General features: G+C 62.0%; 23 protein-coding genes and 1 tRNA gene. 7 read left to right on the forward strand and 17 right to left on the reverse strand.

Annotated elements, in window-relative coordinates:
• Positions 1-298: 298 nt before the first annotated feature.
• The 7 genes from AC2FNY_RS20555 to AC2FNY_RS20585 form a co-directional block, all read right to left on the reverse strand.
• Positions 299-1,729, reverse strand: coding sequence for a C69 family dipeptidase (locus AC2FNY_RS20555; protein ID WP_234168155.1), 1,431 nt, complete (start codon positions 1,727-1,729; stop codon positions 299-301).
• Positions 1,726-3,342 (reverse strand): amidohydrolase, encoded by a 1,617-nt coding sequence (locus AC2FNY_RS20560; RefSeq protein WP_496803608.1) that lies wholly within the window; start codon positions 3,340-3,342, stop codon positions 1,726-1,728. The genes AC2FNY_RS20555 and AC2FNY_RS20560 overlap by 4 nt, the downstream gene beginning before the upstream one ends.
• On the reverse strand, positions 3,339-4,325 hold the full coding sequence (locus tag AC2FNY_RS20565; protein WP_234140204.1) for an ABC transporter ATP-binding protein: 987 nt from the start codon (positions 4,323-4,325) through the stop codon (positions 3,339-3,341). Before AC2FNY_RS20565 ends, AC2FNY_RS20560 begins: the two co-directional genes overlap by 4 nt.
• Positions 4,322-5,293 carry an ABC transporter ATP-binding protein gene (locus tag AC2FNY_RS20570; RefSeq protein ID WP_496803609.1) on the reverse strand — a complete coding sequence of 324 codons (972 nt, stop codon included), beginning with the start codon at positions 5,291-5,293 and terminating at the stop codon, positions 4,322-4,324. Before AC2FNY_RS20570 ends, AC2FNY_RS20565 begins: the two co-directional genes overlap by 4 nt.
• Positions 5,293-6,171 (reverse strand): ABC transporter permease, encoded by an 879-nt coding sequence (locus AC2FNY_RS20575; protein ID WP_234168150.1) that lies wholly within the window; start codon positions 6,169-6,171, stop codon positions 5,293-5,295. Before AC2FNY_RS20575 ends, AC2FNY_RS20570 begins: the two co-directional genes overlap by 1 nt.
• Positions 6,172-6,181: 10 nt before the next feature.
• Positions 6,182-7,126: an ABC transporter permease gene (locus tag AC2FNY_RS20580; RefSeq protein ID WP_496803610.1), complete on the reverse strand. Its 945-nt coding sequence runs from the start codon at positions 7,124-7,126 to the stop codon at positions 6,182-6,184.
• A gap of 73 nt (positions 7,127-7,199) precedes the next feature.
• Positions 7,200-8,768, reverse strand: coding sequence for an ABC transporter substrate-binding protein (locus AC2FNY_RS20585; RefSeq protein ID WP_234140208.1), 1,569 nt, complete (start codon positions 8,766-8,768; stop codon positions 7,200-7,202).
• Positions 8,769-8,944: 176 nt separating this feature from the next.
• On the opposite strand from AC2FNY_RS20585, the gene AC2FNY_RS20590 reads away from it, so the two are divergent.
• Entirely contained in the window at positions 8,945-9,733 is a 789-nt protein-coding gene (locus AC2FNY_RS20590; protein WP_234140209.1) for a helix-turn-helix domain-containing protein, read from the forward strand.
• Between the two features lie 838 nt (positions 9,734-10,571).
• Here the strand turns inward: AC2FNY_RS20590 and AC2FNY_RS20595 are convergent.
• Positions 10,572-10,646, reverse strand: a tRNA-Thr gene (locus AC2FNY_RS20595).
• Positions 10,647-10,909: 263 nt separating this feature from the next.
• Here AC2FNY_RS20595 and AC2FNY_RS20600 point away from each other — a divergent pair.
• The 5 genes from AC2FNY_RS20600 (at position 10,910) to hisD (ending at position 14,755) form a co-directional block, all read left to right on the forward strand.
• Positions 10,910-11,065, forward strand: a complete 156-nt coding sequence (locus AC2FNY_RS20600) for a hypothetical protein (RefSeq protein ID WP_234140210.1) — start codon at positions 10,910-10,912, stop codon at positions 11,063-11,065.
• Positions 11,066-11,071: 6 nt separating this feature from the next.
• The gene (gene murA / locus AC2FNY_RS20605) at positions 11,072-12,337 is read left to right on the forward strand and encodes a UDP-N-acetylglucosamine 1-carboxyvinyltransferase (protein ID WP_496803611.1); all 1,266 of its coding nucleotides are present in this window, start codon (positions 11,072-11,074) and stop codon (positions 12,335-12,337) included.
• Entirely contained in the window at positions 12,337-12,813 is a 477-nt protein-coding gene (locus AC2FNY_RS20610) for a DUF2948 family protein (protein WP_234145745.1), read from the forward strand. The genes murA and AC2FNY_RS20610 overlap by 1 nt, the downstream gene beginning before the upstream one ends.
• Positions 12,813-13,352, forward strand: coding sequence for a GNAT family N-acetyltransferase (locus AC2FNY_RS20615; RefSeq protein ID WP_496803612.1), 540 nt, complete (start codon positions 12,813-12,815; stop codon positions 13,350-13,352). Before AC2FNY_RS20610 ends, AC2FNY_RS20615 begins: the two co-directional genes overlap by 1 nt.
• Before the next feature lie 101 nt (positions 13,353-13,453).
• Entirely contained in the window at positions 13,454-14,755 is a 1,302-nt protein-coding gene (hisD, locus tag AC2FNY_RS20620; RefSeq protein WP_496803613.1) for a histidinol dehydrogenase, read from the forward strand.
• A gap of 90 nt (positions 14,756-14,845) precedes the next feature.
• Here hisD and nqrM read toward each other — a convergent pair whose 3' ends face one another.
• The 3 genes from nqrM to AC2FNY_RS20635 form a co-directional block, all read right to left on the reverse strand.
• On the reverse strand, positions 14,846-15,088 hold the full coding sequence (nqrM, locus tag AC2FNY_RS20625) for a (Na+)-NQR maturation NqrM (protein WP_234163592.1): 243 nt from the start codon (positions 15,086-15,088) through the stop codon (positions 14,846-14,848).
• Positions 15,089-15,108: 20 nt separating this feature from the next.
• Entirely contained in the window at positions 15,109-16,137 is a 1,029-nt protein-coding gene (locus tag AC2FNY_RS20630; RefSeq protein WP_234168145.1) for an FAD:protein FMN transferase, read from the reverse strand.
• Between the two features lie 63 nt (positions 16,138-16,200).
• The gene (locus AC2FNY_RS20635) at positions 16,201-16,389 is read right to left on the reverse strand and encodes a hypothetical protein (RefSeq protein ID WP_234221135.1); all 189 of its coding nucleotides are present in this window, start codon (positions 16,387-16,389) and stop codon (positions 16,201-16,203) included.
• Between the two features lie 106 nt (positions 16,390-16,495).
• On the opposite strand from AC2FNY_RS20635, the gene AC2FNY_RS20640 reads away from it, so the two are divergent.
• A complete protein-coding gene (locus AC2FNY_RS20640; RefSeq protein ID WP_234140222.1) occupies positions 16,496-17,020 on the forward strand; it encodes a CBS domain-containing protein in 525 nt (174 codons plus the stop codon).
• A 107-nt stretch (positions 17,021-17,127) separates the two neighbouring features.
• Here AC2FNY_RS20640 and nqrF read toward each other — a convergent pair whose 3' ends face one another.
• From nqrF to AC2FNY_RS20670, 6 genes are read right to left on the reverse strand one after another with little or no spacing between them, the layout of a single operon-like run.
• A complete protein-coding gene (gene nqrF, locus AC2FNY_RS20645) occupies positions 17,128-18,348 on the reverse strand; it encodes an NADH:ubiquinone reductase (Na(+)-transporting) subunit F (protein ID WP_496803614.1) in 1,221 nt (406 codons plus the stop codon).
• A 12-nt stretch (positions 18,349-18,360) separates the two neighbouring features.
• Positions 18,361-18,969, reverse strand: coding sequence for an NADH:ubiquinone reductase (Na(+)-transporting) subunit E (gene nqrE, locus AC2FNY_RS20650; RefSeq protein WP_011241816.1), 609 nt, complete (start codon positions 18,967-18,969; stop codon positions 18,361-18,363).
• Positions 18,969-19,622 carry an NADH:ubiquinone reductase (Na(+)-transporting) subunit D gene (locus AC2FNY_RS20655; protein WP_234140225.1) on the reverse strand — a complete coding sequence of 218 codons (654 nt, stop codon included), beginning with the start codon at positions 19,620-19,622 and terminating at the stop codon, positions 18,969-18,971. Before AC2FNY_RS20655 ends, nqrE begins: the two co-directional genes overlap by 1 nt.
• The gene (locus AC2FNY_RS20660; RefSeq protein WP_496803615.1) at positions 19,622-20,425 is read right to left on the reverse strand and encodes a Na(+)-translocating NADH-quinone reductase subunit C; all 804 of its coding nucleotides are present in this window, start codon (positions 20,423-20,425) and stop codon (positions 19,622-19,624) included. The genes AC2FNY_RS20655 and AC2FNY_RS20660 overlap by 1 nt, the downstream gene beginning before the upstream one ends.
• A complete protein-coding gene (locus tag AC2FNY_RS20665) occupies positions 20,418-21,626 on the reverse strand; it encodes an NADH:ubiquinone reductase (Na(+)-transporting) subunit B (protein ID WP_496803616.1) in 1,209 nt (402 codons plus the stop codon). The genes AC2FNY_RS20660 and AC2FNY_RS20665 overlap by 8 nt, the downstream gene beginning before the upstream one ends.
• A gap of 4 nt (positions 21,627-21,630) precedes the next feature.
• Positions 21,631-22,974: a Na(+)-translocating NADH-quinone reductase subunit A gene (locus AC2FNY_RS20670; protein ID WP_496803617.1), complete on the reverse strand. Its 1,344-nt coding sequence runs from the start codon at positions 22,972-22,974 to the stop codon at positions 21,631-21,633.
• Between the last annotated feature and the right edge of the window lie 96 nt (positions 22,975-23,070).

Here is a 23,070-nt window from a genome sequence, read left to right on the forward strand (position 1 = left end):
CCGATCAGGCCTACTTCAACAAGCCAATACCTGATGCGGCAGCGGCGTAACCCAGGCGGAAAAACACCTACAGAACGCCCGAAACCTGTTCAAACAAACCGAACCACCTCTCTCGCTCGCCTTGCTCATTGGTCATCCATTTGGATCGCTCGACGTGATGATCTTAGCCTTTGAGTGACGCCGAATGAACCATTCTTTCGCTCGCTCAGACCTGCCACGAGTTTTTCACGTCGAGATATTACGAGATCACGTTTGGCGCTGCGTGTAGGAGGCCCAACCACGACGCAACGGTTGTGGGCTACCAGATTTGGTTGAACCCTATGGGAGAGCCCTGCGCATCTGACGGCGTTGCAACCGTCGCCTGAACCGAAAGACCCGTGGCAAGGTTGCGCGTCAGGGACAGCGCGGACATCAGTTCACTGTTGGAAAATGCCGACAGAACCGCAATCGCCTCCGCGTATAGCCCCGCGCGAATGGCCTCCTCCGCTACATGCAGATGAGCCTGCAACAGATCTGACACACGCGCTTCATGCCTACCGAAAGCTTCGTGCACGGGCGCAAGAGTGGCATCTCCAAGGAGTTGCATCAGATACATCAGGCGCTTGCTGTCCTGAAAGGCCCCGACGGAGGTCTCGTGCAACTGCGGCACCAGTGAAATCGTATCAATCCCACCACTCACCGCCTTGCGAATATCCTGAAACCGATGGGATTCGCCGGTCGTCAGGTAACGGTGAGCACTGTATTCCGGCGGGATCACCTCCTGCCCCAGAAAGACCGGCGAAAACGGCGCGGCCAGCGCACCGCATGCCGCGTGCCACATCACGGCCAGAGCTGGATCGGCAGAAGAGGTCAAGGGAACCACCTGGCCATAACCGGCGGTGTCCCCGGTCAGCTTCTCGGTACGGATGGCCCAGATCATGTCCTCGAGCCCGATCTTCTCTGGCCGCGCTGCGCGGGTCTGCATCTCGGCCTCGATCCAGGCGATGCCGTCCCAGCGTCCCTTATCATCGCCGTAAATGGCATTGACGTTGAACGGGCCACCATCATACCAGCCTTGCGCACGAGCAAAGCTGACAAGGTTGGGTGACCACAGGAAGTCCGGATGCGCAGGGTCGTCGACCGGCACCTCCATCACATAGCCGGGGCGGGAGGCACGGATGCTGTCTGGACCAAGGCGCTCGGCCACCCATAGCCCCTGCCCACCCGCGAACTGGATCATCACCCAGGCTTCGTCTGCATCCGCGAAAATGTGGGAATTGCCGCCATAAGTTGCTTCACCGTGCTCTGCGATCAGATCGGCACACAGCTCAACCGCGCCACGTGCACTGGTCGCGCGTTCAAGAACCACGCGGGCCAGATCGCTATAGTTGAGCCCTTGCTGGTCCTTCGGCGTCATCTCTATGAGGTCGCGGCGCGAAGTTGACCAGACATCCCGCACAGCGACGCCTGCCTCGTTCAAACCGCCGTTTGTGATCGGCGCTGGCACACCGAGGTAGTAGGAATAGCTGACCCGCATGTGACGCAGCGTATGCGCGGCCTGCGGCACGGAAATCCGGCGCCCAGGCATATGCGCCTCGGGCCCGACGCCGACCTCGATCATGCTGCCCAGAGCATGATCGGTCGCGGGCACGATCTCGAGCCAGTGCGACGAGGGTTCGTCACCGTATCCGCCGAGCCAAGCATGACCTGTGCGGCTATGGTTCCTCCCGACATATAGGGCGTAGCTCATGCGGGTGCACCTACTTTCGTTGCATTGCGTTGATAGACCCGTGCGCCACGCCGCCATGTCTCGCTGACCTTGATCGACGCGATCGCCTCCGGGCACGACAGCGGATTTGCGTCCAGGATCACCAGATCTGCCAGCTTCCCCAGCTCCAGCGAGCCGCGCTCCTCTTCGTAGAACACTTGCCATGCGGCATCAATTGTGTGGGCGCGCAATGCAGCAAGCGGCGACAGACGTTGTTCCGGGCCAAGCACACGCCCGCTCTGTGTGCGGCGACTGACCGTCGTGTGGATCAGTTCCAGCGGGCGCGTCGGTGTGACGGATGCGTCATTATGTATGGTGAACCGCACGCCTTCGGCCTCGGCCCAGCCGGTGGGCGAGATGTGCTGTGCACGCGCGTGGCCAAGAATCTCGTCGTGATGCTGATCCCCCCAGTACCAGATATGGGCCGGGAAGAAGCTGACGGTAACGCCCAGACCCGCGCAGCGCACGATCTGGTCCCGCCGCATGACCTGTCCGTGGATGATCGTGTGCCGGTGATCGGCGCGCGGATCATTGGACTGCGCCTCTTCGACCGCATCGAGGAACATGTCGGACGCCGCGTCTCCGTTGCAGTGGCAATGGATCTGAAACCCCAGACGATGCAGCTTCTCAACTTCGTAAAACAGTAGCGAACGGTCCATATAGGCCAGCCCGGTATCACCCGTATCAAGATACGGCATGGTCAGGAAGGCCGTGTGCATGAGGAACGATCCGTCCGTCAGAAGCTTGCGTGGCCCTAGCGCGATCGGCCCTTGCGGCCAGTTGCTGCCGCTCCCTGTGCGCGAGAACTCCGGTTCGATTTCCGCCACGGGCAAAAGGATCAGGTCGATCCCCGGATCGCCCCGTTCCGCCATGCCCCTGAATAGATGCAGCAAAGGCGCCGCCGCCCAGGAGTTCTGGGCCAATGTCACTCCTTGTGCGAGGTATTCCTCGCGCGCCGCCGCAAAGCATCGTTGGAAAGAGGTGTCATCAAGAAGAAAATGCGTGTCGCCCATCTCTCCCATGGCCGACAGGTCCTCGATCCTCCCAGTCAAGCGGCCCGCGCTGTTGCGCAAAAAACGCCCCCCGTCCGGGTCGGCGCTGTCTTCGGCAATGCCCTGTCGCGCCAGTGCCAGCGAATTCGCAACCCCGCAATGCCCCGAGGCGTGGATCACCCAGATCGGATGGTCGGTCGAAACCGCGTCCAGCTCGTCCCGTGTGGGCATGCGCCGCTCGCTCAGCTGACACTCGTCCAGCGCCGCGCCCATCACCCAGTCTCCGGACGGTGTTTGCGCAGCCTTTCTTGCAAGGCGGTCGCGGACATCGGCAAGGCTTCGGCAACCGGCGCGGCCTGACAGATCGACACGCAGCAGAGAGACGATGGCGCTGTCGGGAAAATGGCCATGCGAGTCGATGAAGGCCGGGATCAGAACGCGACCCGCAAGGTCACAGAAAGCGGCATTCGGCAGGACATTACGGACATGCGAAAGCGCGCCGACAGATACGATCCTGTCGGCAAGGATACCGATGGTTTCTGGGCGGGTGTCGTCCGCATCCATGCTCAGGATGGGCCCACCTGCAAAGATCGTTCCCGTCATAGCTTCTCCATCCGGTTTTCCTCCCACGCGGACGGGAAGTGACAGCGATGCGCCGCCGCGCCCTTGACCTGCCAGTCAGGGACCTCTGCTGCGCACCGGGCCTGAGCAAACGGACACCGGGTGTGGAATTCGCACCCTTTTGGGCGGCGGAGAATGCTCGGCGGCTCGCCCTGAAGTTCGATCCGCATCAGTTGCGCATCCGGGTCCGGCTCCGGGTTGGCTGCCAGCAGGGCTAGTGTGTAAGGATGCTGCGGGCTGGCGAAAACGGTGTCCGTATCGCCCTCCTCAACCAGTTTGCCCAGATACATGATACCGACGCGGTCGGTGATGTGGCGTACGACGTTGAGGTTGTGCGTGATGATCATGATGGCCAGCCCCAGCTCATCCTGAAGCCGCGCCAGAAGATTGAGCATCTCTCCCTGAATGGATACATCGAGACCAGCCGTCGGTTCGTCCGCAATCAAAAGCTTCGGGTCCAGCGCCAACGCTCGCGCGACGCCAACACGCCGCGCCTGACCGCCGGAAATCTGGTAAGGGTAGCGCGCGGCGAACTCGGGCGGCAGGCCAACCATCTGCAAGAGCCGCCGTGCTTCGGCATCGAGATCGCGGTCGGTCATGCCCTGTATGCGGAAAGGTTCCGTGATCAGCGACTTGATCGACAGGCGCGGGGACAGCGAACCGATGGGGTCCTGGAACATCATCACGATCTCGCGCCGCAACTTGCGGAATTGCGTCTCGGGCAGGTTGCGCAGTTCCTTCCCGCGATAGAGGATCGAGCCTTCAGAGGCGTGATGCAGCCCCGCCACCGCCCGCGCAAGCGTGGTCTTGCCCGATCCACTTTCGCCCACGATGCCGTAGGTCTGCCCCTCTTCGATCTTCAGGCTCACGCCCGAGACTGCGTCAATGGTGCCTGCGCTGCGGAAGACCCCGCCGCGCACGCCAAACCGCACCACCACATCGCTGATGTCGAGAAGCGTGTTCATGCCGTCATCTCCATGCCAATCAGATGACAGGCCGTCCCGTGTCCGGCCGAGGCCTCCGCCATCGCGGGGCGCGCCGTGCAGGCATCAAACCGTCGCGGACACCGCGCCGCAAAAATGCAGCCCGAGGGCAGGTTCACAAGATCGGGGATATTGCCGGGGATCGTCGGCAGGTTGCGGGTCTTTTCCTTAATGTGGCCGGGATCGCATTCCAGAAGGGCGCGCGTATAGGGATGCGCCGGGCTATGGAACACGTCGCGGACCGACCCGGCCTCGACGACCTCGCCCGCATACATGACGACGACCTCATCGCAAAGCTCGGCGATGACCCCCAGATGATGCGAGATGAACAGGATCGTACACCCGATCTCATCCTGCAATTCACGCAACCGCTTGATGATCTGCACCTCCAGCGTCGCATCAAGCGCGGTCGTCGGCTCGTCGGCGATCAGAAGCGCGGGCCTTGCCATCAGCGCCATGGCGATCGCGATCCGCTGACGCATCCCGCCGGAGAATTCGAAAGGATACTGATTCAGCCGCGCCTCGGGGTCCGGGATGCCGACCAGCGCCAGCATGTCCACCGCGCGCTTGCGTTTTTCGGCCTTGGACAGGGCGTCGCGGTACTGGATGTCGATCATCTGTCGTCCGACGGTCAGCACCGGGTTGTGCGTCTGCATCGGGTCCTGGAACACCATGGAAATCTGGGTGCCGCGCAGGGCGCGAATCTGCGCCTCGCCTTTGGTCAGAAGATCCTCTCCCTTGAACGCCACCTGCCCCGAACCGACATGCGCATTGGGCGCCATGAGCCGGATGATCGCGGAGATGAGAGTGGATTTCCCGCAGCCCGACTCTCCGACGATGCCGACGATCTTGCGATCCGGCACGGTTATGGAGACGTCGCGCAGTGCCTTCAGTTCTCCGCGAGGGGTGGCATAGCTGACCGATAGCTTCTGGATATCAAGAACGGCCATCATTTGCCTCCCTTGCCGCGCAGTTTCGGATCGACCACATCCCGCAGCGCCTCGCCCAGAAAGGTGAACCCTATTGTTGTCAGGATCAGTGGAATGCCCCCCGCAATGATCAGCCACGGCGTGTTGCGGATCAGGTTGTAGCCATCGTTCAGAAGCGAGCCCCAGGACGGCGTCGGCGGTTTGACCCCCATGCCAAGGAACGAAAGGCCGGCCTCCAATCCCACGACGGTTGGAATATCCATTGCCGCCAGCACCGCGAGCGGCCCCAGCACGTTGGGCAGGATATGAACCGTCATGATCCGGGGGGTGGACGCGCCAAGCGATTTCTCGGCGGTGATGAACTCGGCCTCTTTCAGCGATTGCGTCAACGTCCGGACGACCCGTCCATAAGTGGGAACCGACGTCACCATGATCACGACGATCACCGTGTTCAGGCTGGGCCCGACCAGCGCCACCACGGCCAGAGCGAACATGACCGTAGGGAAGGATCGGACCGTGTCGAACAGGAGCACGATCAGGTTGTCGATCCATTTCGGTCCGTATCCTGCGATCATTCCCAATAGCAGACCGATGAGGATCGCCCCTCCGATCGTCGGAAGCGCCACCTGAAGCGCCACGCGTCCGCCCCAGATCACCCGTGAAAACGTATCGCGGCCAAGCTGGTCCGTCCCGAGCAGATGCGCAGCTCCGGGGCCTTGCAGTCGGTCCGGCACATTGAGCGCGATGGGATCATAGGGTGCGATCCAAGGGGCAAAGAGCGCAGACGCCAATATCAGCAGCACGATCACAAGCCCCGTGAGCCCTAGCGGATCGCGCACAAGGTGGTAGACGATCTCTCCCAGTTCGGAACGGGGCTTTGGCACGGTCAAGTCGGTCATGGTTGGGCCCTCACTTGCCGGCACGGATCCGGGGATCCAGAATGGCGTTGATGATGTCGGCCAGCGTGGTCGAGGCGACGAAGATCAGAGTGGAAAACAGGACCGAACCCATGACCACCGGGTAATTACGGGTGGTGATGCTGTCGATCACCAGCTTGCCCAGACCAGGGCGGGAAAAGACGATCTCGGTGAAGACCGCCGCTGACAGCAGGAAGCCCATGCCGACCCCGATCACAGTCACGGTGGGCAGGATGGCAAGGCGCAGCGCGTAGCCAAAGACAATCCGTCTTTCTGGCAAGCCGAAAGCGCGCGCGGTGCGGATATGCCCCTCGCCCAGCACTTCCAGCATCGAGGCCCGTACGAGCCGTGCAACATAGCCGACCCAGCTGAGACCTATGGCCAGGCTTGGCAGGACGAGGTGATGCAATTGATCGCCCCAGTCGCCAGCGTCGCCCGCCCCGATAGCCGGAAACCATTGAAGCTTCACCGCAAAGATCAGCAGCGAATAGAGCGCGACGACAAAGGCCGGAACCGCAATGACCGAAACGGAGAGGATTCCGGTCAAGCGGTCGCCGAGGGAATTACGGTTCACGGCAGAGTAGCAGCCAAGCGCAATACCCAAAACCGCCGACCAGCTGATGGAAACTAGGATCAGCGTCAACGTATAGGGCACCTGATTCAACACGATATCCGTCACCGGACGGTTGGAAAACACGTCCATGCCCAGATCGCCCCGCAGCATGTTTGCGAAGAAAAGGCCGATTTGAGCGATCAGCGGCTTGTCGAGCCCCATCCGTGCCTCGAGCGCCGCGCGCATTTCCGGGGTCGCGCGGGGCCCCAGCATAGTCGACACCGGATCGCCGGGGATCATGTGCACGATCAGGAACAGCGCGCTTACGGCCAGAACCGTGATGACTGCCGCCAGACCGATCCTTTTGATGACGTATGACAACATTGCCTACCTGTCTCCCTGTCTTGAAAAGGGGGGCGCGGTGTTGAGCCGCGCCCCGTAGGTTCAGGGAGGAACCTCAGGCCGCGCCGAAGTATCGGTAGAGTGGCAGGCCATCCGGGCGCAGCGCCGGAACGATGCTGTTTCGGTAGATCACCGGCGTCGCTTCATGGGTCAGGAACTTGTAGGCACCGCTTTCTTCCATCAGGTCCTGTGCGCGGACATACATCTCAGCCCGCTTGACCGGATCGGCCTCGGATTGTGCGGTCAGGTGCAGAGCGTCGAACTCCTCGTTCTTGAAACGCTCCCAGTTCCAGATGCCGGCCTGTTCGCTGATGAACCAGGACGTCGCGTAGTAGGGGTCCGGCGTCATGGAGTAGCGGTTCAGGACCATTTCGACGTTGGCGTCGCTTCCGAGTTCCCAGAAGGTCGCGCCTTCATGGAGGCTTATCTCCAGCGTGATGCCGATGGCGGCCAGGTTGGCCTGAATGATCTGTGCCGCGGTGACGTTCGCGGATTTGTTCAGGACACTTATGGTCAGCGATACGTTGCCCTCGCCGGACTCCGCCATCAGCGCCTGCGCTTTCTCCAAATTGGCGGCAGCACCCGTCAGCGAGGTCTCGCGATGGCCCGGCAGGCCCGGCGCGATGATCCCTGTCGACGGCTCCGCCGCGCCGAAATAGGCTGCCGCCATGATTGTTGGCACGTCAATGGCATACTGGATCGCCTGCCGCAGCTTCGGATTGGCCATCTTCGGGTTGTCGAGGTTCATGCCGACCCAGACGTAATAGAGCGATGGATACTCGTCGAGGGTTGTGCCTTCGATCGGCGACGACTTCAGACGTTCTACCGAATCCAGACTGACGCGGGTGAAGTCGATCTCGCCTGCTTCAAAGGCGATCTCTGCCGCTTTCTCGTCATCGATGTGGTAGATCTGGATCTCGTCAAAGGCAGCCGGTTCGCCCTGCCAGTCAGGGTTGCGGCGCAAGGTGGTCTTCTGCTTCTGTTCCCATCCAGCGTGCAGATAGGGGCCGGAAGTTGCCACCGGCTGGGTGTCTATCTTGCCGCCGACGCTTTCAAACGCCGCTTTCGACACGATGTTTCCCGCGATATAGGGCAGCGTAATCGACCACAGCGGCTGAAACGCGTTCTTCAGAACGATTGTTCCGGTCCGCTCTCCCGTCACCTCGACATGGTCCAGAGGGCCCCAGTCTGGCTTGTTGGTCGATTCAAGCGTGTCGTCGATGATCCGCTCGAATGAGAATTTCACATCTTCGGCCGTCATCGCGCCAAAGCCATTCGTGAAGCCGATCGTGTCCTTGAGCGCGAAGTTGATGTGCGTGTCGTCGACCTGTTCGATCATGTCCGCCGCGTCCAGCTGCCACCCCCATTGGCGGCCCGGATTATACTGGATCAACTTGTTGTAGATCGCGGCTTGGATTTCCTCATCCACGACGCCCTGGCTGAACGCCGGGTCCATCGACCGGATGTCGGCATAGGTGCGCGTCTTTAGCGTACCCTCTGCCGCATGGGCCGGGCGTGGCAGCATCAGGCCCGTAGCCGCCAGGCCTCCAAGCGCGGTCGCGCCCTTCAGGAAAGACCGACGCGGCAGGCCGATTCTGGTCCATGAGATATTGGGTGTGGTCATTGATTGTCTCCCTGACTGAGTAAGCGCCTACCCGACGCATTTGTTGTCACGGAGTTCATCTGAGGTGCTGCTTTTCAGCAATTTAGCAAGCTTTAGCATGTGTATGCGATTTTATGCTATTCTGACTTCATGTCGCAAACTAATCTGGATCGGAATACGCGTGGACGGGCGTGCCGATGGAAGATGATTTTGCGACAAACCTGAAGCTCTTGTGCTCGACCGAATCCTCGGTCTCGGCCATCTGCCGACAGATCGGCGTCAACCGGCAACAGTTCAGCAAGTATCTCAGCGGCGCAGCACGTCCCTCACCGGCCAACTTGCGCAAGATCGCCACACATTTCGGCGTGCGTCCGGCCGAGTTTCACCTGCCGATCGACGAATTCGAATGCCACCCCTCGGTTGCGGGTAAACTGGCGGGTCCGCAACGGGGCAGTCAACAAAGAGGCGGGTTCGACGCGGCCTTCCGCGGTCAGACTATCCCGCTTCGTCGTTATCTGGGCTATTATTTGAGCTATTTTCTTACTGAAACATGGGAGAACTCGATCATCTGCGCGATTGTTCGCTTGGATGAATTCGACGGCATGGTGCGCTCCCGATCTTTCGAACGCTCGGTCGACCCTGACGACGGCAGTCTCTATCTGTCAAAATATGAGGGTCGGGTTGCGATGCTGGGGAATAGGATCTTTGTTTTGGAGTACCAGTCACTGGCCCGGGACGCTTTGGTCGAGACAGTCCTTTACCCGGTCGGTCGCGGTCAACTGCAGTACCTGCGCGGCACCACCTTCGGCATCACAAGCCGCCAGCGCACCCCCTTCACCTCGCCCATCGTATGGCGCTATCTAGACGAATTTGACTCATTGAGAGATGTGATGCGTAAGGTCGGTCGCTACGACATCAATTCGGCGAAACTGGACCCAAGAGCCAGGTCGATTTTGTTGGGCAGCCATACCAAAGCGTCAGACTGAGCTTGCAGCCGGGTATCCGCCCCGGGACTTCGAGATCATTGGGCGTCTAACGGTCGCTGCATTCGTATCCAATCGCTTCACGATAACACACGTATCCTTTTGGCCTTTCACCGGGTCATCCTCAATTTGTGTGGCGACACTAACCTGATATTTGAAAAATCGTAAGGGATAGTCATGATTTCGAAGAGGCACAGGTTGCCCGGAGGCGATGTTTCGGTTCAAAGCGTTGCGCAAAGCGAATCTAGCGGGTGGATTGTAGCGGGCAGTTTCGCACCAAACGGCATCTGCCCAGACTATGGATAGCATTCACAACACCGTCACGGCTGGCAGCGTCGGTGTCTCAAAGATTATTCCGCGCATGGAGACAAGGTAATGGTTGATCTTGTGGTTTGCCGTTGCGACGTTTTCCGCCCGTTTGCCCGCGCCGGGCTTTCTCTAACCAGATCGCCTCGATTGCACGCCCCTATCCGCGGCGCACCTCACGTGTCGGGGGGATTGTCGGCCATCTTGGGCATGCGACCGGCGGGCGGTCTGCTGCGCTGCTCTTGCACCGTTTGGGCCTTGGGATCGGCGATGACACGGTGCTCAGGCAATCGAAGAAGTGTGCTCGGCGTCCAGGAGGCGCGCGATGCAAACCCTTTCGTCCAGCACGGTGGCGGCAACATTTGCGAACGCGGTGATAAGTCCGAAGAGAGAAAAATCGCCGTAGGTCTGCTCCCCCAGACAAGCAGACACGGGACCAAATCAGGAACACCCATCCAGCACTTATCCAGCATTGCTGGATGGGTAGACAAATCCGTTTAAGAGAGTGGATTTTTCGTTTGTTTTCAGGAGTTTCTGGTGCTGCTGGACAGGATTGAACTGTCGACCTCTCCCTTACCAAGGGAGTGCTCTACCACTGAGCTACAGCAGCACACCTTTCTTCAGATTGCTATCCCCGGCGTTACACCGTTTCAAGCGGGCTCTGAATGAACCCTCTATTTCAACACCTTCACAACTTTGAGCCTGCCCATGACTAGGGAATGTCATTCCCCTGAGCCAAGGTAACTCACTGTGCCGACGCGGCCATCTCCATATCCGGGCTCGCAGCGTCGCGGTGAGCGGGTGATTAGACTCAAACGAAACGCGGCGCAAGGGCATCTGGACGGTTTTTTTCGCCTCCTGTAGAGAAAGGTCATGGCAGAGCAAAAAAACCCTTCGAAAAGCAAATCCGCACCCGCTGGCCGCGAGGACAGGCTCAAGGCCGCGCTCAAGGCCAATCTGGCCCGGCGCAAGGCGCAGGCCAAGGCACGAACCGCCCAGGTCGGTGCGGACCAAAACAAAAAAGGTTAAGAGCAGATGGATTCGATTCTCGTTACCGGCAATGGGCCGCTGAATGGCCAGATTCCGATTGCAGGGGCCAAGAATGCCTGCCTCGCATTGATGCCCGCTACGCTGCTCAGCGACGAACCGCTGACGCTGACCAACGCGCCGCGCCTCTCGGATATCAAGACGATGACGCTGCTGTTGCAGTCGCTGGGGGCCGAGGTGTCGTCGCTGCAGGACGGCAAGGTGCTGGCGATGTCGAGCCACGACCTGACCAGTCACACCGCCGATTACGATATCGTGCGCAAGATGCGCGCTTCGAATCTGGTGCTGGGGCCGATGCTTGCGCGGCTGGGCCAGGCCGTGGTTTCGCTGCCGGGTGGCTGTGCCATCGGCGCCCGGCCGATGGATCTGCATATCGAGGCGCTCGCGGCGCTGGGGGCCGAGATCGAGTTGCGCGACGGCTATCTGCACGCCAAGGCGCCCGGCGGGCTGAAAGGAGCGGTACACGAGATGCGCTTTGCCTCGGTCGGCGCGACCGAGAACATGGTGATGGCCGCCACGTTGGCCAAGGGCACCACTGTACTCAAGAACGCCGCGCGCGAACCCGAAATCGTGGACCTGGTGCACTGCCTGCGCGCGATGGGCGCGCAGATCGCGGGTGAGGGCACCTCGACCATCGAAATCCAGGGCGTCGACCGGCTGCATGGGGCCACTCACCAGGTGGTGACCGACCGGATCGAACTGGGCACCTATATGCTGGTCCCCGCCATTTGCGGCGGCGAGGTCGAGCTGTTGGGCGGCAGGCTCGACCTGATCGGCGCCTTTGTAGAAAAGCTGGACGCCGCCGGTATCGACGTTGCAGAGACCGACAAGGGCCTCAAGGTCAGCCGCCGCAATGGCAGCGTCTCGGCCGTCGATGTCACCACCGAGCCTTTCCCAGGGTTTCCCACCGACTTGCAGGCCCAGATGATGGCGCTCTTGTGTACGGCCGAAGGCACCAGCGTGCTTGAGGAGAAGATCTTTGAGAACCGGTTTATGCATGCGCCCGAACTGACCCGCATGGGCGCCCGGATCGAGGTACATGGCGGGACAGCTACCGTGCGCGGGGTTGAACGGCTGAAGGGGGCGCCGGTGATGGCCACCGACCTGCGCGCCAGCGTGTCGCTGATCCTGGCGGGGCTGGCCGCCGAAGGGGAAACCCTGGTCAGCCGGGTCTATCATCTGGACCGCGGATATGAGCATGTGGTGCAAAAGCTCGAAGCGGTGGGCGCCAAAATCGAACGGATCAAAGGCTGATGTCGGACGCAACATTCAAGGACGGGCGCGAGGCGCCGCTGAACCTGGGCGCCGAGGATGGCGAGGACCTCAAGATCATCTCGACCCTGGTACAGGACGCGGTGTTTCCGATCACCGAAATGTCCTGGCGACCCGGCTCGCGCCGGTTTGCCCTGCTGCTGAACCGGTTCCGGTGGGAGGATCGCGCCGCCGCCGACAAGCGTGGGCGCGGGTACGAGCGGGTGCAGTCGCTGCTGGTGATCGACAGCGTGCTGGGCGTTGCCAGTCAGGGTATCGACCGGTCCGACACCGATACCGTTCTGTCGCTGCTGTCCGTGACATTCGAGCCGGACACTGATGGCGCCGGGCAGCTCCTCCTGACGCTGGCGGGCGATGGCGCCATCCGGCTGATGGTCGAAGCGGTGGACGTCACGCTCAAGGACGTGACCCGGCCCTATCTGGCCCCCTCGCGCCAGGCCCCGCATCACTCGGACTGATGCAGAACAAGCGGGGGATATCGCAGGCCTTTTCCCCCGCCGACACCGGGGGCGAGCTGTTGCGCCGGGCCACCCCCTTTGACCTTTTCGACATGTCGCGGGTGCTGACCCGCTCGATCAGCCAGCTATGCACTGCCGATCATGGCGGCGATGCCGAGGCGATTGCGCGCAGGTGCGCCAACAAGACGCCGCAGGCGCTGCGCGCGCAGATGATGGCAGAGGGTTGGGAGTTCTGGCTGCTCATCCGCGCTGGTCAGATTGCGGCCGTAGGCGCATTGGCCGAGGTCGACCGGGGCGCTGGTACCGGGCGCATCACGCTCAACTATGTTGATCCCGCCTGTCGCGGTCAGGGGGCCAGTACCGCCCTGCTGGCGGGGATGGAGGCGCGGTTGACCGATCAGGGCATCACGCGCGGGGTTTTGACCAGCACTGCGACGGCGCGCGATTTCTATCTGGCGCGGGGCTGGCAGGCCGATGGCCCAGCCCGGAAAGGTCGCTGGATTTTGGGCCATCCGATGACCAAGACGCTCGCCTGCTGAACGCTGTCGACGATAAAGCCCGCCGCGCGCTGCCGCGCCGCAGCGTGTGACGCTTGAGGCGAGCGGGCAGTCCGGTTATGTCAGCGCCAAAGGAGAGCCAGATGCCCCAGTTCCTCGACAGCCGTCAGCCCGATTTCGAGACCGCCTTTGCCGCCCTCCTGGGTGCCAAGCGCGAGGACAGCCCGGATGTCGATGCGGTGGTGGCGGACATCATTGCCGATGTGCGGACCCGTGGCGACGCGGCGGTGATCGAGCTGACCGAGCGGTTCGATCGTATCGCGCTGACACCACAGACGCTGCGGTTCTCTGCCGAAGAGATCGCACAGGCGGTCGATGAGGTGCCCGCCCCCGAACGCGCCGCGCTGGAACTGGCCGCCGCGCGGATCCGGGCCTATCACGAACGGCAGATGCCACAGGACGCGGATTGGACCGACGACACTGGCGCGCGGCTTGGTTGGCGCTGGTCGGCGGTCTCGGCGGCAGGGCTTTACGTGCCGGGCGGTCTGGCCTCCTACCCCTCGTCGGTGTTGATGAACGCGATACCGGCCAAGGTGGCGGGTGTCGGCCGTCTGGCCATCGCCGTGCCCACGCCGGATGGGCAGGTCAACCCGCTGGTCCTGCTGGCCGCGCAGATCTCGGGCGTTGACGAGGTCTATCGCATCGGCGGCGCGCAGGCGATTGCCGCACTCGCCTATGGCACCGACACCATCGCCCCGGTCGACAAGATCACCGGCCCCGGCAACGCCTTTGTGGCGGCGGCCAAGCGGCGGGTGTTCGGCAAGGTGGGCATCGACATGATTGCAGGCCCTTCGGAAATTCTGGTGATTGCAGACCGTGACAACGACCCCGACTGGATCGCGCTCGATCTCCTCTCTCAGGCGGAACATGACGAAAGCGCCCAGTCGATCCTGATCACCGACGATGCGGCCTTTGGCCGGGCGGTGGCCGATGCGGTGGACAAGCGGCTGGAGACACTGGAACGCCGCGCCATCGCCGGGGTCAGCTGGCGCGATTTCGGCGCCGTCATCACCGTGGCGGATCTGGACGAGGCGGCGGCGCTGTCGAACCGGATCGCACCCGAGCACCTGGAGTTGTGTGTCGCCGATCCCGAGGCGCTGGCGGCCAAAACCGTGCATGCCGGCGCCATCTTCCTGGGCCAGTATACGCCCGAGGCGATCGGCGATTACGTGGGTGGCCCGAACCACGTGTTGCCCACCGCGCGCTCGGCCCGGTTCTCTTCCGGCTTGAGCGTGATGGACTTCCTCAAGCGCACCACCCTGTCGCGCATGACCCCCGAGGCACTGCGCGCCATCGGCCCGGCGGCGGCGCAACTGGCGCGTTCGGAAAGCCTCGAGGCGCACGGCCTTTCGGTTCAGGCCCGGCTCGACCGGTTGAACGGATAAAACAGCGCGAGACGGAACAGCACCAGCGCAAGGGCTCTCGCTGGTATAAACCCGTCTATGACCGTATACCTTGACCAGCCAAAAGCAGGATTAGCTGCCCTTTTGCGCTTCTAGCTGCTCTGCCATCTTGCGGGCGCGCGGGCATTGAAGCCGCTCACGCAGCGGGCTGTCGGGATCGATCTCCTTGGAGCAGACGACGCAGCGGTCCGCCCCCGAGATCGCGTTGAGCCCACCGCAACTGCCCTTGATCCGCTTGCCCATAAGCATCACGCCCAGAGACATTCCCAGCACGACAATCATCAGCAGAAAGAAGGCCAGCAGGAAGGTCGTCATGGCGAAACCCTTTCGCGGTGTCAGTCGGCGGCGTTGAGCAGATCGGCGAATGCGCTGCTCTGCGCCGTCATATAAGCCTCGGCGCCGCCCTGCGCATCCCTTTCGATGAAGAACACGGCAAGTTTATGCGCCTCTGCGACCTTCAGCCCCTGGTCCAGCCCCAGAACCAGCATCGCGGTGGCCCAGGCATCGGCCATCATGGCGCTGTCGGCAATCACGGTGACCGAGGTGGTGCGATGGGTGACCGGGCGCCCGGTTACCGGATCGAGAATGTGGGAATAGCGTTGACCCTCATGCTCGAAATAGTTGCGATAATCGCCCGAGGTGGCCATGCCGTAATCACTGACAGGTACCACCAGTTGCACGCTCTGCGCGCCATGGTCGGGCCGCTCGATGCCGATGCGCCAGGCCTCGCCCTTGTCGTTCTTGCCGCGTGTCACCAGATCGCCGCCGATCTCGACCATGTAGTCGTCGATCTCGAACCCGCGCAACGTCTCGGCCACGGCATCGACACCGTATCCCTTGGCGATTGCGCTCAGGTTGATACCTGTCTCGGGCCGCGCCTTGGCCAGCGTGCTGGTGGCTTGGTCCAGCGTCAGCAGCCTTGCCTGTCCAACGCCCTCAAGCGCAGCGGTAATCTCGGAATCCGAAGGGATCGGATCCTCGGGCTTGCGCGGGCCAAAACCCCAAAGCTCGATCAGCGGGCCCAGCGTGATGTCGAACTTGCCCCCCGATTTTTCATGAACCTCGTTTGCGGCCCCGATCACTGTGACGAATTCCGGCGAGACCTGCATCGGCGCCGTGTCCGCGCGGGCCGAAAAGGTCGAAACCTCGGACTTCGGATCCCAGTTCGACATCTTGGCATTGACGTCGGCCAATGTCGCCTCGACCGCGGCCCCCAGCGCTTCGGGGTCCAGGTCTTCGCCGATGGCCGTGATATGATAGGTCGTTCCCATCGTGTCGCCAGAGAGTTTCACCACCTCCGGCTCGGCATCGAAAAGACAGCCGGACAGCATGAGGGCAACGGGCAGTGCAAGCCAACGGGACATGGGCCAACCTCGGATATTTCGCTGCTGCGGCATAGGCCAGCGGCGCGGTGGAGTCAAACCGGCTCAGCCCTTGAGCGGCAGGAAGGCCAGCGTCAGAAGGCCGATTGCCGCCGGCACCCCATAGGCCCAGAGATGCCAGCGCGGCGCGGGTGGCTCGGCTTTCCAGCTCTTGCGGTAGCCATGGCCACAAACCACCACCACAAAGAAGATCAGCGCCGCGCTGGCCGGGGTCAGGTACAGGGTGTCGAACATGGGCTGGCTGCGGTTTTGTCCTGGCTGCGGCCGATTGGCCCTTTGCGGATCGGGATGCCGGGGTAAGATGGGCTGACCCGCAACAAGAAAGCAGGAGACCCAGCCCATGGCCCCATCCTCATATCAGGCCCCGACCCGTGGCGACAAGGCCGACAAGACGACCTATAGCCAGTCGGCCAGTTCGAACCTGGCACAGTCGCAATCGACCGTTGCCGATCTGCTCGGCGGCAAGGGCGACGCGGTGTTCTCGGTTCGGCCGGGCGACACGATCGGGCAGGTCGTCAACGTGTTGAAGGACAAGCGGATCGGGGCGGTGCTGGTGACCGACCAGAACGGCGCCCTGGTGGGTATCCTGTCCGAACGCGATATCGTGCGCCGCATGGCGGACACGCCGGGCCAGACGCTGCCGCAACAGGTCGAGGGGTTGATGACACGCGAGGTCCAGACCTGTGCGCCGGACGAAACGCTGAACGCAGTGCTGAAACGGATGACCGAAGGCCGGTTCCGTCACCTGCCGGTGCTGCGCGACGGCAAGCTCTGCGGCATGGTGACAATCGGCGATGTGGTGAATTTCCGCCTGCGCGAGCTTGAATACGAGGCGCTGAAAATGAAGCAGATGATCGTCGGCTAGGGCGGCGCCCAAGAAAATTCTACGAATTTTCTCCCAAGATTATTCGTCGAATAATCTTGGTGATGGAAACGAAGACACCGGTGCCTGTCGGCACCGGTGTTTCTTGTTCATCCCCCGAAATCATCGAGCATGATGTCTTCGCGATCCACGCCCAGATCCAGCAGCATGTTGATCACCGACTGGTTCATGATCGGCGGTCCGCACATGTAGAACTCGCAATCCTCGGGCGCGGGGTGGTTCTTGAGATACTCTTCGAACAGCACGTTGTGGATGAAGCCGGTATAACCTTTCCAGTCATCCTCGGGCTGCGCATCCGACAGGGCCACATGCCATTCGAAATTCGGGTTCTCGGCGGCCAGCATGTCGAAATCTTCGACAAAGAACATCTCTTTCTTGGACCGTGCGCCGTACCAGAACGAGATCTTGCGCTTGCTCTTCAGCCGCTTCAGCTGGTCGAAGATATGGCTGCGCATCGGCGCCATGCCGGCGCCGCCCCCAATGAACACCATTTCCTTGTCGGTATCACGGGCAAAGAACTCGCCGAAGGGGCCAGAGATGGTGACCTCATCCCCCGGTTTCAGGTTGAAGATGTAGGACGACATCTTGCCCGCCGGAATGTCGCTGCTGCCCGGTGGCGGCGAGGCGACCCGGACGTTGAGCATGATGATGCCCTTCTCCTCGGGGTAGTTCGCCATCGAATAGGCGCGCTCGACCGGCTCGTCGACGACGGATTTGTACTGCCACAGATTGAAGCGGTCCCAGTCCTCGCGATACTCGTCCTGAACATCGAAATCGGTATAGGACAGCTGGTGCGCGGGCGCCTCGATCTGGATATAGCCGCCGGCGCGGAAATTGACGTTCTCGCCCTCGGGCAGTTCCAGCACCAGCGCCTTGATAAAGGTGGCGACGTTGTCGTTCGAGCGCACCTTGCAGCGCCATTTCTTGACGCCGAACACTTCCTCAGGCACCTCGATGTCCATGTCCTGCTTGACCGCGACCTGACAGGACAGGCGGTCACCGCAAGACGCCTCGCGCTTGGTGATATGGCTTTCCTCGGTCGGCAGGATCGAGCCGCCGCCCGAATGCACCTTGACCCGGCATTGCGCGCAGGTGCCGCCGCCACCGCAGGCCGAGGGCACAAACAGCTTTTCAGCCGCCAGCGTCTGCAACAGCTTGCCACCGGCGGGGACCGAGATGGTTTTCTCGCCGTTGATGGTGATGTTGACATTGCCGGTCGAGACCAGCCGCGAACGGGCCATCAGGATCACGGTAACCAGCGCGATCACGATCAGGGTAAAGAGGACGACGCCCAGCGAAAAGGTTTCCATCTGTCCGCCCCCTTACAGTTTGACGCCCGAGAAGGACATGAAGGCCATCGCCATCAGCCCCGCGGTGATGAAGGTGATGCCCAGACCCTGAAGCCCGTCCGGCACGTCGGAATATTTCAGCTTCTCGCGCACGCCCGCCATCGCGGTGATGGCCAGCGCCCAGCCAAAGCCCGAGGACAGGCCATAGGTCGTTGCCTCGGCAAAGTTGTAATCGCGCTCCACCATGAACAGCGAGCCGCCCAGGATGGCGCAGTTCACCGTGATCAGCGGCAGGAAGATGCCAAGCGCGTTGTAGAGCGGCGGGAAGTACTTATCGAGGATCATCTCGAGGATCTGCACCATCGCCGCGATCACCCCGATATACGAGATCAGACCGAGAAAGGTCAGGTCCACATCCGGAAAGCCCGCCCAGGCCAGCGCGCCGGGTTTCAAGAGCGTATTCAGCAGCAGGTTGTTGGCCGGCACGGTGATCGCCTGCACCACCATGACCGAAATACCCAGGCCCAGTGCGGTCGAGATCTTCTTGGACACCGCGATGAAGGTACACATGCCGAGAAAGAAGCTGAGCGCCAGGTTCTCGACGAATACGGCCTTGACCGCGAGGGAAATCAGCCCTTCCATCAATGCGCCTCCACCGACTGGATCTTGAATTCACGTTCCTCGACCTGCTTGGGCTTCCAGGTACGGAAGGCCCAGATCAAGAGACCAATCACAAAGAAGGCCGATGGCGGCAGCAGCAGCAGACCGTTGGGCACGTACCAGCCGCCATTGTTGACCGTTTGCAGGATGGTCACGCCAAACAGGCTGCCCGAGCCGAACAGCTCGCGGATCACGCCCACCAGCATCAGGATCAGGCCATATCCCAGCCCGTTGCCGACACCGTCGATGAACGAGGCGACCGGCGGGTTTTTCATGGCAAACGCCTCGGCCCGGCCCATCACGATGCAGTTGGTGATGATGAGGCCCACAAAGACCGACAGGGTTTTCGAGATTTCAAAGGCATAGGCCTTGAGGATCTGGTCGACCAGGATCACGAGGCTGGCGATGATCACCATCTGCACGATGATCCGGATCGAGCTGGGGATCTGGTTGCGCAGGATCGAGATGAAGAAGGAGGAAAACGCCGTCACGAAGGTCACCGCCAGCGCCATGACAAAGGCAACCTGCAGCGACGAGGTGACCGCCAGAGCCGAGCAGATGCCCAGCACCTGAAGCGTGATCGGGTTGTTGTCGACCAGCGGATCGACCAGCAGTTCTTTCTTGGTCTGGCTCATCAGATCTCTCCCGCTTTCAGGGCCTCGAGGAAGGGCGCATAGCCTTGCTCGCCCATCCAGAACCGCACCAGGTTGTCCACCCCGACCGAGGTCAGCGTGGCGCCGGCCAGCGCATCGACATAGAAATCGGCACCGGCGGCGGGCTGCGATTTGGCGACGGTGATCTGCAATTCACCCGCATCGTCGCGCAGCCTTTTGCCGTTCCACATCGCCTTCCAGCGCGGGTTGTCCACCTCGGCGCCCAGGCCCGGCGTTTCGCCATGCTGATAGAATTGCAGGCCAAAGATGTCGTTGCCGTTCTCTTCGACCGCGATGAAACCATAAAGCGTCGACCACAGGCCATAGCCGTGGATCGGCAGGATCACCTTGTCGATACCGCCTGCCTCGTCCCGCAGCAGATAGACGGTGCGATAGAGCGCCTGACGGCCGATCCCGGCGGGGTCGTCGCTCAGCGCGCGGCTCAGTTCGGCATCGTTGGCGGCGGCCTTGTCATCGAATGTGGCCGCGTCGAACTGGTCGGTAAACTGGCCGGTGGCCAGTTCCAGCACCTGCGGTTCGAACGCCTTGAAGGCCTCGGCCACGTTCTGACCCGGCTCGAACAGGCCCGCGACCTGCAGAATGTTCATCTGCTTGTCCTTGAGCTTGTTGACCTCTTGCACCGGGCGCAGGGCGACGGCGGCCGAGGACACGATCATCGAGGCGACCAGACAGACGGCCACGGCGACAAAGATGGTCTTGCCCACCGAATCCGGCGGCGCGGCGAGGAAACGGGCGATCACGCCCTTGCTCTCGGTCTCAGACATGGCGGCGCGCCCTCCGTTTGATATTGGCCTGCACGACGAAATAGTCGATCAGCGGCGCAAAGACGTTGCCGAACAGGATGGCCAGCATCATCCCCTCGGGGAAGGCCGGGTTGATCACCCGGATCAGCACCACCATCACCCCGATCAGCGCCCCATAGATGTAGCGGCCGGTATTGGTGTGGCTGGCCGAAACCGGCTCGGTCACCATGAAGGCCAGGCCAAAGGCATAGCCGCCCAGCACCAGGTGCCAATACCAGGGCATGGCGAACATCGGGTTGCTGTCCGACCCGATGACATTGAGCAGCATCGAAAAGCCGATCATGCCCGCCATGCAGCCCACGATCAGGCGCCAGTTGGCGATCTTGGTCATCAGCAGGAAGGCAAGCCCGATCAGGCAGGCGAGCGTAGAGGTTTCCCCAAAGCTGCCCTGAATGGTGCCATAGAACGCATCCATCCAGGTGATGCCGTTGGCCGCCAGCTGCTGATAGCCATCCGCCGCCGACACCGCCAGCGCGGTGGCGCCGGAAAACCCGTCGACCGGGGTCCAGACGCTGTCGCCCGACATGTTGGCGGGATAGGCGAAATACAGGAACGCACGCCCGACCAGCGCGGGGTTGAGAAAGTTCTTGCCGGTGCCGCCAAACACTTCCTTGCCGATCACCACCCCGAACGAGATGCCAAGCGCCACCTGCCACAGGGGCGCGCTGGCCGGCATGATCAGGGTATAAAGCATCGAGGTGACCAGAAAGCCCTCGTTCACCTCATGCCCGCGCACGGTGGCGAAAACCACCTCCCAGATGCCGCCGACGATCAGCGTGGTCAGGTAGATCGGCAGGAAATACAGAAACCCGTGCGCCACGTTGGCCAGCGGGTTGGCCGCATCCAGCGAGATGCCAAGCGCCTGAAGGATGGCGATGCGCCAGCCGGTGGCCGCATCGGTGCCCAGCATGGCGATGGCCGAATTGGCCTGATAGCCGGTGTTCCACATCCCCCACAGGATACAGGGGATGGTGGCGATCACGACATAGGTCATGATCCGCTTCATATCGACATAAGACCGGGCATGCGGCGCCGCCGTTGTCACCGTCTTGGGCGTGTAGATAAAGCTTTCGACCATCTCGTAGATGGGGAACAGCTTTTCATACTTTCCACCCTTGGTGAAATTCGGCTCGATCCGGTCAAAGAAGTTGCGCAACCCCATGGGCTCAGCCCTCCTTTTCGATCTTGGAGAGGCTGTCGCGCAGCGCCAGCCCGTATTCGTATTTCGCCGGACAGGCAAAGCCGACAAGGCCCAGATCCTCTTCGTCCAGCTCCAGCGCGCCCAGTGCCTGCGCGGTGTCGGTATCCATCACCAGAAGCGCGCGCAGCAGTTGCGTCGGCAGGTAATCCTGCGGCATCAACTCTTCGAACGTGCCGGTGGGCACCATGGCGCGGCGGCCCCCGTTCAGGTTCGAGGTCAAGCTGTAAAGTTTGCGCGAAAAGGCCGAGCCCAGCACCGGCTGCACCGCGAATTTCGACGGCATCGGCAGGATCCACCCCATCGTGTGCTGCTTGCGGTCTTCCTCGATCAGGGTCACCTGCCGGGCGAACCGACCTAGATAGCCAAACGGCCCTTCGGCCTGCCGTCCGCTCAGGATCGAGCCCGAGATGACACGTACCGGCGCGTCAAGCGAGATCTCGGCGGTGGTCAGATCGCCGGTCGAGGCGCCCATGATGGTGCGGATGAGGCGTGGCTCGCGCGCGGCGGGGCCGGAAAGAGCGATCACGATTGACGGGTCGAGATGGCCGGTTTCCAGCAGCCGACCAATGGCGATCACGTCCTGATAGCCGATGGTCCAGACAGACTTTTCCGACGAGAGCGGCGCCAGGAAATGGATATGGGTGCCCGCCAGACCCGCCGGGTGCGGCCCGTCGAAGGTGGCCACCGATACGCCCGCCACATCGCCGCCCGGGATCGCATCGCCCGGCTTGTGACACAGCCAGGTCGGCCCGTCGCTCAGCAGCGCCACCGCCGCCAGGCCGCTGGCAAAGGCGCTGCCCGCGTCGGCGATGATGGTGGCGGCATCCGCGGCCAGCGGTTCACTGTCCATCGCGGTGACAAAGATCGCGTCGGGCGTTTCGCCCGGCACCGGCATCTTGGAATAGGGCCGGGTGCGGAACGCGGTCCACAGACCGGCGGCACAGAGCTTCTCGATCAGCCCTTCACGCGTCTTGCCGTTGCCGGTGGTGGCGAAATCGAGGCCGGGATCGGCGGCATCGGTCACCTCGATCACAACGCTTTGCAGAACCCGGCGGGCGCCCCGGTTGATCGCGGCGACACGGCCCGTCACCGGTGCCACCATCATCGCCTCGGGCGCGTCCTTATGACAAAAGAGCGGCGTGCCCCGGCGAACCTCGTCGCCTTCCTGAACCAGCATCCGGGGTTTCAGCCCCAGATAATCGGCGCCCAGAACGGCCACCGAGCCGATTGCCGGGCCGGGATGAATGGTCTGAACCGGTGCGCCTTTCACCGGCAGGTCCAATCCCTTTTTCAATCTGAAATTCTGCATGTGATCGCTACGTCTTCTCGTGTCCGAATCCCGTCGCGGGCCCTACCTATTTCATGGGACGGCCCGGGCAAATACCCGGAAACCCTGAGAGCTTCG

The organism is Ruegeria sp. BHSC223 (genome assembly GCF_059613025.1).

What these genes read in the sequence shown, in the direction of transcription:
- nqrF (WP_496803614.1), bottom strand. Translation starts at nt 18,348, where the DNA reads ATGGAAACCTTTTCGCTGGGCGTCGTCCTCTTTACCCTGATCGTGATC.
- AC2FNY_RS20655 (WP_234140225.1), bottom strand. Translation starts at nt 19,622, where the DNA reads ATGAGCCAGACCAAGAAAGAACTGCTGGTCGATCCGCTGGTCGACAAC.
- AC2FNY_RS20555 (WP_234168155.1), bottom strand. Translation starts at nt 1,729, where the DNA reads ATGAGCTACGCCCTATATGTCGGGAGGAACCATAGCCGCACAGGTCAT.
- AC2FNY_RS20560 (WP_496803608.1), bottom strand. Translation starts at nt 3,342, where the DNA reads ATGACGGGAACGATCTTTGCAGGTGGGCCCATCCTGAGCATGGATGCG.
- nqrM (WP_234163592.1), bottom strand. Translation starts at nt 15,088, where the DNA reads ATGACGACCTTCCTGCTGGCCTTCTTTCTGCTGATGATTGTCGTGCTG.
- AC2FNY_RS20575 (WP_234168150.1), bottom strand. Translation starts at nt 6,171, where the DNA reads ATGACCGACTTGACCGTGCCAAAGCCCCGTTCCGAACTGGGAGAGATC.
- AC2FNY_RS20635 (WP_234221135.1), bottom strand. Translation starts at nt 16,389, where the DNA reads ATGTTCGACACCCTGTACCTGACCCCGGCCAGCGCGGCGCTGATCTTC.
- murA (WP_496803611.1), top strand. Translation starts at nt 11,072, where the DNA reads ATGGATTCGATTCTCGTTACCGGCAATGGGCCGCTGAATGGCCAGATT.
- AC2FNY_RS20665 (WP_496803616.1), bottom strand. Translation starts at nt 21,626, where the DNA reads ATGGGGTTGCGCAACTTCTTTGACCGGATCGAGCCGAATTTCACCAAG.
- AC2FNY_RS20570 (WP_496803609.1), bottom strand. Translation starts at nt 5,293, where the DNA reads ATGGCCGTTCTTGATATCCAGAAGCTATCGGTCAGCTATGCCACCCCT.
- AC2FNY_RS20580 (WP_496803610.1), bottom strand. Translation starts at nt 7,126, where the DNA reads ATGTTGTCATACGTCATCAAAAGGATCGGTCTGGCGGCAGTCATCACG.
- AC2FNY_RS20640 (WP_234140222.1), top strand. Translation starts at nt 16,496, where the DNA reads ATGGCCCCATCCTCATATCAGGCCCCGACCCGTGGCGACAAGGCCGAC.
- AC2FNY_RS20615 (WP_496803612.1), top strand. Translation starts at nt 12,813, where the DNA reads ATGCAGAACAAGCGGGGGATATCGCAGGCCTTTTCCCCCGCCGACACC.
- AC2FNY_RS20660 (WP_496803615.1), bottom strand. Translation starts at nt 20,425, where the DNA reads ATGTCTGAGACCGAGAGCAAGGGCGTGATCGCCCGTTTCCTCGCCGCG.
- AC2FNY_RS20670 (WP_496803617.1), bottom strand. Translation starts at nt 22,974, where the DNA reads ATGCAGAATTTCAGATTGAAAAAGGGATTGGACCTGCCGGTGAAAGGC.
- AC2FNY_RS20600 (WP_234140210.1), top strand. Translation starts at nt 10,910, where the DNA reads ATGGCAGAGCAAAAAAACCCTTCGAAAAGCAAATCCGCACCCGCTGGC.
- hisD (WP_496803613.1), top strand. Translation starts at nt 13,454, where the DNA reads ATGCCCCAGTTCCTCGACAGCCGTCAGCCCGATTTCGAGACCGCCTTT.
- AC2FNY_RS20630 (WP_234168145.1), bottom strand. Translation starts at nt 16,137, where the DNA reads ATGTCCCGTTGGCTTGCACTGCCCGTTGCCCTCATGCTGTCCGGCTGT.
- AC2FNY_RS20590 (WP_234140209.1), top strand. Translation starts at nt 8,945, where the DNA reads ATGGAAGATGATTTTGCGACAAACCTGAAGCTCTTGTGCTCGACCGAA.
- AC2FNY_RS20565 (WP_234140204.1), bottom strand. Translation starts at nt 4,325, where the DNA reads ATGAACACGCTTCTCGACATCAGCGATGTGGTGGTGCGGTTTGGCGTG.
- AC2FNY_RS20610 (WP_234145745.1), top strand. Translation starts at nt 12,337, where the DNA reads ATGTCGGACGCAACATTCAAGGACGGGCGCGAGGCGCCGCTGAACCTG.
- nqrE (WP_011241816.1), bottom strand. Translation starts at nt 18,969, where the DNA reads ATGGAAGGGCTGATTTCCCTCGCGGTCAAGGCCGTATTCGTCGAGAAC.
- AC2FNY_RS20585 (WP_234140208.1), bottom strand. Translation starts at nt 8,768, where the DNA reads ATGACCACACCCAATATCTCATGGACCAGAATCGGCCTGCCGCGTCGG.